The sequence below is a fragment of the Streptomyces javensis genome (assembly GCF_039525925.1).
GTDB lineage: Bacteria > Actinomycetota > Actinomycetes > Streptomycetales > Streptomycetaceae > Streptomyces > Streptomyces asiaticus.
Map to the genome: position 1 here is coordinate 1 of NZ_BAAAIF010000157.1, position 8380 is coordinate 8380.

At 72.1% G+C, this 8380-nt stretch carries 2 protein-coding genes; both read left to right on the forward strand.

Features of this window, described 5'->3' with window-relative positions; genetic code table 11:
* Positions 1 to 106: 106 nt before the first annotated feature.
* On the forward strand, positions 107 to 6952 hold the full coding sequence (locus ABD329_RS47000) for an amino acid adenylation domain-containing protein (protein WP_425574481.1): 6846 nt from the start codon (positions 107 to 109) through the stop codon (positions 6950 to 6952).
* Positions 6949 to 8380, forward strand: a 1432-nt coding sequence (locus ABD329_RS47005) for a condensation domain-containing protein (protein WP_344318155.1), incomplete at its 3' end; no start/stop codon positions are given. The genes ABD329_RS47000 and ABD329_RS47005, both read left to right, overlap by 4 nt.

Genomic DNA, 8380 nt, shown 5'->3' on the forward strand with positions numbered 1-8380 from the left:
CACGCGGCTGGTCAGCCGGGTCCGTAGTGTCCTGGCGGCGGAGCTGCCCATCCGGCAGCTCTTCGAGACCCCGACCGTCGCGGGCATCTCCACCGCCCTGGACCGGATGGCCCTCGCCACCTCCGTCGCTCGCCCCGCCCTGACCGCGACGGCGCGCCCGTCCCGCGTCCCCGTCTCGTACGCGCAAGCCCGCCTCCGCTTCCTGGACCTGCTGGGCGACGGAAACACCGCCTACAACGCGCCCGGCGCGCTGCGGCTGACCGGTCCTCTGGACCGGGAGGCGCTGCGGCTGGCCCTGGGCGATGTGGTGGCCCGCCACGAGAGCCTGCGCACCGTCTTCGCCGAGGACGAAGAGGGCTTCACCCAGGTCGTCCTGGAACCGCGCCACGCCGCGATCGACCTCGGCGTGCGGACGGTGGCCGAGGACCGACTCGAGGCGGAGCTCACCGCCGAGGCCCGGCATGTCTTCGATCTGTCCCATGAACCGCCGCTGCGGGTCACGCTGTTCGAACTGGGACCGGAGGAGCACGTACTCCTGCTGCTCCTGCACCACATCGCGGGTGACGGCTGGTCGATGCGACCCCTCGCGCGTGACGTGGCGACGGCGTACACGGCGCGCGTCGAGACGGGCGAGGCCCCTCGGTGGCAACCGCTGCCGGTGCAGTACGCGGACTACAGCCTCTGGCAGCGGGCCGTCCTGGGACGGGAGGACGACCCCGAAAGCGAGCTCTCCCGCCAGCTCGCCTACTGGACCACCGCGCTGGCGGGAATCCCGGACGAACTCGCGCTGCCCGCCGACCGCGCGCGCACCGACGAGCTGACGCAGCGCGGCGGCCAGGACTCCTTCCGCATCCCCGCCGAACTCCATCAGGCGCTGTACGCACTGGCGCGCAAGACCCGCTCCAGTCTGTTCATGGTGTTGCAGGCCGGGCTCGCGGCGCTGCTGACCCGGCTCGGCGCGGGCACCGACATCCCCATCGGCACGCCGATCGCCGGACGCACCGACACGGCAGTGGAGGAACTGGTCGGGTTCTTCGCCAATACGCTGGTGCTGCGCACGGACACCTCGGGCGATCCGACGTTCAACGAGCTGATCGATCGGGTCCGGGAGCGGAGCCTGGCGGCGTACGCACACCAGGACCTGCCGTTCGAGCGGCTGGTGGAGGTGGTCAACCCGGAGCGCTCACTCTCCCGGCACCCGCTCTTCCAGGTGTCGCTGTCCCTCCACCACACCGACCCCCGGGCCACGGTCGCCGAGGTCGCCCGGCTGCCGCGGCTCGCCGTGGAGTTGCAGCGGCTCCCGATCGAGGACACCAAGTTCGACCTCAACTTCGAGCTGACCGAGCGGTTCGACGATGCGGGGAGGCCCGTGGGCATCGCCGCCGACCTGGAGTTCAGCGCCGACCTCTTCGACGCTCGCACGGCCCGTTCCCTCCGCGAACGCTACCTGCGGCTGCTGGCCGCCATGGCCGGGGAACCGGACCGGCGGGTCTCCGAGGCCGGGATACTCGACGCGGCCGAGCGGATGGCCGTCCTCGAGGAGTGGAGCGACACCCGGCGTCCGGGTGTGGCCGCCGTGCTGTCGCGCGTGACGCTGCCGGACGCGGTGCGCGGCACCCGGGTCTATCTGCTGGACGAGGCCCTCCGCCCGGTGGCTCCCGGTGTCCCCGGGCAGCTGTACGTGGCGCACGACGGCCCGGCCCCGGCCGGCCGGGACGGCGCCGATGCCGCCGACGCCCGTCGGCCGCTCCCGTGCCCCTTCGACCACGGCAGCACGATGCACCACACCGGTCTGTCGGCCCGCTGGTCCCCCGACGGGGAGCTCCGGCTGGTCGAGACCGCCGCCGAGCGTACGGGCGAGGCCACCACACCCGACCCGCGGTCCGAGCCGTCGCGCGGGCCGCGCAACCCGCGCGAACAGATCCTGTGCACCCTCTTCGCGGAGATGCTGGGCGTCCCCTCCGTGGGCATCGACGAGGACTTCTTCGCCCGCGGCGGCCATTCCCTGTCCGCCGTACGGCTGCTCAGCCGCGTGCGCTCGGTGCTCGGCGCGGAGATCTCCATCCGCCGGCTCTTCGAGAACCCGACCGTCGCCGGTCTGTCCGCGGTGCTCGACGAGGCGTCCGGCGCCCGGCCCCCCGTGACCCCCGCCCCGCGCCCGCCGCGCGTTCCGCTCTCGTACGCTCAGCAGCGGCTGTGGTTCCTGCACAACCTGGAGGGCCCCAGCGCCACCTACAACATCCCGGTCACCCTGCGGCTGGTCGGCGCCCTCGACCGCACCGCGCTGCGCCTGGCCATGGGCGACGTCGTCGCCCGCCACGAGAGCCTGCGCACGCTGTTCGCGCAGGAGACGGCGGAAGGGGCCGGCGCGCGGCAGGTCATCCTGCCCGCCCAGCAGGCGCGACCGGAGCTGATCGAGGAGACGGTCACCCCCGAGGAACTGGACGAAAGGGTGCGGGCCGCGGCCTCCCACCCGTTCGACCTCACCCGCGAACTCCCGGTCCGGGGCCGGCTGTTCACCACGGAAGCCGGGGAGTGCGTCCTCGTCCTGGTGGTCCACCACATCGCGGGCGACGGCTGGTCGCTCGGCCCGCTGGCCCGCGATCTGTCGTCCGCGTACACGGCGCGCGTGGACACGGGCGAGGCCCCGCGGTGGCGGCCGCTGCCGGTGCAGTACGCCGACTACACCTTGTGGCAGCGTGAGGTGCTCGGCGCCGAGGACGACCCCGACAGCGAGATCTCACGCCAACTCGCCCACTGGAAGCAGGCACTCGCGGGGCTCCCGGAAGAGCTGGAGCTGCCCGCCGACCGGCCCCGGCCACCGCGCCAGTCCCACCAGGGCGGACGCATCAGCTTCGAGGTTCCCGCGGAGCTTCACGCGGGCCTCGCCCACCTGGCGCGCGACACGCGGTCGAGCCTGTTCATGGTGGTGCAGGCCGCCCTGGCGACGCTGCTGACCCGCCTCGGGGCCGGTACGGACGTGCCGATCGGCAGCCCCATCGCGGGCCGCACCGACGCCGCAGTGGAGGACCTGGTCGGGTTCTTCGTCAATACGCTGGTGCTGCGCACCGACACCTCCGGCAACCCCACCTTCACCGAACTCGTCGGCCGGGTCCGGGAGACGAACCTCGGCGCCTACGCGCATCAGGACCTGCCCTTCGAACGGCTCGTCGAGGTGCTGAGCCCCGTCCGCTCGCTCGCCCGCCACCCCCTGTTCCAGGTGCTGCTGGGCTTCGACAACAACCAGGACGCCCTCGAAGTGCTGAGGCTGCCGGGCCTGACCATGGACGTACGGGCACCGGAGACCGGACGTGCCAAGTTCGACCTCGCGTTCTTCTTCGACCAGACCTACGGGCCCGCGGGCGAGCCGACCGGCATGCACGCCGCGGTCGAGTACAACGCCGACCTCTTCGACCGGGAGACCGCCGACGGCTTCGCCGATCGTCTGCTGCGGGTGCTCGAAGGCGTCGTGGCCGACCCGGACCGCACCGTCGGGCAGCTCGACATCCTGACGCCCACCGAAACCCGGCACATCCTGCGCGACTGGAACGGAACCTCGCACGAGGTGCCGCCGCAGACCGTGCCCGTACTGTTCGAGCGGCAGACCGCCGTGGCGCCCGGTGCCACCGCGTTGATCTCCGAGGACACCACCCTCTCCTACGAGGAGCTCAACGCCCGGGCCAATCGGCTGGCCAGGCTCATGGCCGCCGAGGGAATCGGGGGCGAGGACATCGTGGCGATCGCCCTGCCCCGGTCGGCGGAGATGATCGTCTCCCTGGTCGCCGTCCTCAAGACGGGCGCCGCCTACCTCACCCTCGACACCTCGGCCCCCGAGCAGCGGCTGCGCGCCATTCTCGACGACTGCGCGCCCCGCGCCCTGATCACCGACCTGGCCACCCGCCCCCATCTGGGCACCGGCCCGGCCCACTGCCTCGTCCTGGACGACCCGGCCACCGTACGGGCGCTCGCCGACGCCCCGGCCACCGATCTCACGGACGACGACCGGATACGCCCGCTCGACCCGCGCCACCCGGCGTACGTCGTCTACACCTCGGGCTCGACCGGGACCCCCAAGGGTGTGGTGATGCCCATGGCGTCGCTGATGAACCTGCTCGCCTGGCACACCGGCACCTACAGCGGCGGTGTCGGCACCCGCACCGCCCAGTTCCTCGCCGTCGCCTTCGACTTCGCGGTGCAGGAGATCCTCCAAGCGCTGGTGGCGGGCAAAACACTCGTCCTGCCCGAGGAACACGTCCGGCGCGACGCCTACGAACTGGTCCGCTGGATCGCCCACCACGGTGTCAATGAGCTGTTCGCGCCCACTTTGATGATCGACGCGGTGCTCGCGGCCGCCGAGGACAGCGGCGAACCACTGGACTCGCTCACCGACATCTTCCAGGGTGGCGAACAGTTCCGGCTCAGCGGCGAGCTGCGCCGGTTCTGCGCGGGCGACTGGCGCCACATGGCGCACAACATCTACGGCCCGGCCGAAACCCACGCGGCCACGTCCACCACGCTCCCCGAGGACACCGACGAGTGGCCGTCGTCCGCGTCCATCGGCCAGCCGCTGTGGAACGCCCAGGTCCATGTGCTCGACGCACACCTGCGGCCGGTGCCGCCCGGTGTGCGCGGTGAGCTCTACATCGGCGGCGCCCAGCTGGCCCGCGGCTATCTGAACCGGCCCGGCCGCACCGCGGAACGCTTCGTCGCCGACCCGTTCGGCGCCCCCGGCTCCCGGATGTACCGGACCGGCGACATCGTGTGCTGGCACCGCCTCGGGCAATTGGAGTTCCTGGGGCGCGTCGACGACCAGGTGAAGATCGGCGGTTTCCGCGTCGAACCCGGCGAGGTCGAAGCCGTACTCGGCGACCATCCGGACGTCGACACGGCGGTCGTCGTCACCCGCGAGGACACCCCCGGGGCGACCCGGCTGGTCGCCTACGTCGTACCGGAAGGCGCCCACGACGAGGCCGACCTCGCCCCCACCCTGCGTACCCACCTCGAACAGCACCTGCCGCACTACATGGTCCCGTCGGCCGTGACGGTCCTGTCCGAACTGCCCCTCACCGTCAACGGAAAGCTCGACCGGCGCGCGCTTCCCGCCCCCGCCACGGACCGCGACGGCACGGGACGAGGACCGCGCACCGAGCGGGAGAAGACCCTGTGCGGGCTGTTCGCCGACGTGCTGGGGCTGGACGGGGTCGGCATCGACGACGGCTTCTTCGACCTCGGCGGCGACAGCATCATGTCCATCCAGCTCGTCGGCCGCGCCCGGCGGGCCGGACTCGAACTCGCGGTGCGCGACATCTTCGAGCACCGCACGGTGGCCGCGCTCGCCGACGTCGTCACGGAGGTGGAGGGGACCGCGGCCGAGGAGCCGGGCGCCGGCGTCGGCGAGGTGCCCCTCACCCCGATCGCGCACTGGCTGCTGCGGCGCGGTGCGGACCTGGACGGGTTCAACATGTCCGTCCTCCTCCAGACCCCCGCGGCGCTGCGCCTCGACACACTCACCCGGGCCGTCCGGACACTCCTCGACCACCACGACGCCCTACGGGCCCGGCTCACCGCCGGCCCCGAACGCCGACTGGAGATACGCGCGCCCGGCACGGTCGACGCCGCGCCCCTGGTGCACCGCGTGCCGGCGACCGGACAAGGCGGTCGGCAACTCGACCAACCCGCGCTCAACGCTCTGGTACGGGCCGAGAGCGAGAGCGCCAGGGACCGGCTCGACCTGGACCGCGGCACGGTCGTACAGGTCGTGTGGTTCGACCGGGGCGCGGACACACCGGGCCTGCTGCTGTTCCTCGTCCACCACCTGGCCGTCGACGGGGTGTCCTGGCGCATCCTGGTACCCGACCTCGCGGAGGCACACGAGGCCATCGCCGCCGGTCGCACGCCCGAACTCCAGCCCGCGGGGACCTCGCTGCGCCGCTGGGCCCAGCGGCTGACCGAGGAGGCGGCCGCACCGGCCTGGGTCGCCGACGCGGCCTGGTGGCAGGAGACCCTGCGGAGGGAGGATCGCCGCCTCGGGCGGCGTGCGCTGGACCCAGCCCGGGACACCACCGCGGCCGCGGAACGCATCAGTCTCACCCTTCCGGTGAGCGTCACCGAAGCCGTGCTGACCCGAGTGCCCGCCGCGTTCAACGCGGAGGTCAATGACGTCCTGCTGACCGCCTTCACCGTGGCCTGGGAACAGTGGCGCGGCGAGACCGGCCTCCTGCTCGACCTGGAGGGGCACGGCCGCGAGGAGCACCTCGTCCGGGGCGCCGATCTGTCGCGCACGGTGGGCTGGTTCACCAACCTCTACCCCGTGCGCCTGGAGACGGGCGCCACCGACCTCGCCGAGGCGTTCGCGGGCGGCCGAAGCGCGGGAGACATCCTCAAACGGATCAAGGAACAGCTCAGGGCCGTGCCCGACAAGGGCATGGGCTACGGCCTCGTTCGTTACCTCAACCCCGCCACGGCCGAGGGATTCGCGGGACTGATGGATCCCCAGGTCGCCTTCAACTACCTGGGCCGCTTCTCCACCACGGCGGCCGGCCAGGACGTCGACTGGACCCCGCTCCTCGGCATCGACAGCGTGGCCGGCGACCCGCCGCACCTGCCGCTCGCCCACGCCCTGGAGCTCACCGCCCGTACCCATGACGGCCCCCAGGGATCGCAGTTCGTCGCGGACTGGACCTGGGCCCGCGGAATCCTCGACGAGGACGAGGTCCGCGAACTGGCCGATCTGTGGTTCCGGGCGCTCGAAGCCCTGGTGGCCCACGCCGAGAACCCCGAATCCGGAGGGCTCACCCCCTCGGATGTCTCCCTGTCCTCGATCACCCAGGACGAGATCGAGGCGTTCGAGGACGAACTCGGCGACCTGTTCGACGACATGCCGGACGACGAAGAGCCGGCCGCATACGACGACGTACACGCTCCTGAAGACGAAGAAGAGGCCCGAAAGTGAGTCGCACCCCGCGGAAGATCGAGGACATCCTGCCGCTCGCCCCGCTCCACGAGGGCCTGCTCTTCCACAGCGTTTACGACCAGGGCGAACTCGACCCCTACGTCGTCCAGGCGGCCTTCGACATCGAGGGCCCGCTGGACACGGCCACCCTGCGCACCGCCGCCGAGGCCCTCCTGACCCGCCACGCCACCCTGCGCGCCGCCTTCCGGCAGCGCAAGAACGGCGACTGGGCGCAGGTGGTGATGCGCACCGTGCCACTGCCCTGGACCGAGACCGACCTGACCGCGCTGCCCGAGGACGAGCGGCCCGCGGCCGCGGCCGAGGCCATGGCCGTCGACCGGAGCACCCGGATCGACGTGACCCGGCCCCCGCTGCTGCGCTTCACGCTCATCCGGATGGGCGCCTCGCTCCACCGGCTGGTGCTGACCAACCACCACCTGGTGCTGGACGGCTGGTCGCTGCCCGTCCTCATGGGTGAACTGTGCGCGCTGTACGACGCCCACGGCGACGACAGCGCCATGCCCCGCGTACGCCCCTACCGCGACTACCTCACCTGGCTGGCGGCACAGGACCGTGAGGCGGCCCGCACCGCCTGGCGCGAGGCGTTCGCCGACCTCGCCGAACCCGGCCCGGTGGCACCCGGCGTCGCCCGAACCACGGTCGCCTCCGCCGAGGTCCTCGCCTCCTTCTCCCAGGCCGACACCGCGGCCCTCGGCGAGATCGCCCGGAGCAGCGGCGTCACCCTCAACACCGTTGTGCAGACCGCCTGGGCGATCACCCTCGGGCGGCACACCGGACGCGACGACATCGTCTTCGGCACCACCGTCTCCGGGCGCCCGCCGCAGATCGACGGCGTCGAACGGATGGTGGGCCTGTTCATCAACACCCTGCCCACCCGGATACGGCTGCGAGCCGCCGAGCCGTTCGCCGAACTCCTCACCCGCGTCCAGTCCGAGCAGACCCGGCTCACCCCGCACCAGCACCTGGAACTCGCCGAGATCCAGCGCGCCGTTGGCCACGGCGAGCTCTTCGACACCTCCATGGTGTTCCAGAACTATCCCGTCGACCGCGCAACCACCGCCGACGAGGGCATCGCCGCCGCCGTCCAACTCGTCCCCAGCAAGGACCGCGAAGCCACCCACTACCCGCTGATGCTGGTCGGCTCCGCGCGCGACACCATGCTGTTCAGGCTGAACTACCGGCCCGATGTCTTCGACGAGACCGCTGCCCAGCGGTTCCTGGACCGCTTCGTACGGGTCCTGCACGCCCTCGTCGCCGATTCCGGGCTGCCCGTCGGCCGTATCGACGTGCTGGACGAGGCCGAGACGCGTTCGGTGGTGTGGGACTGGAATGACACGGTGTGTGAGGTGCCGGGTCGTTCGGTGGTGGAGTTGTTCGAGGAGCGGGTGGTCCGGGCGCCGGATGCGG

Bases quoted from the DNA above. Each gene is read 5' to 3' on its own strand.
- ABD329_RS47000 (WP_425574481.1), top strand. From the start codon at position 107: ATGGCCCTCGCCACCTCCGTCGCTCGCCCCGCCCTGACCGCGACGGCG.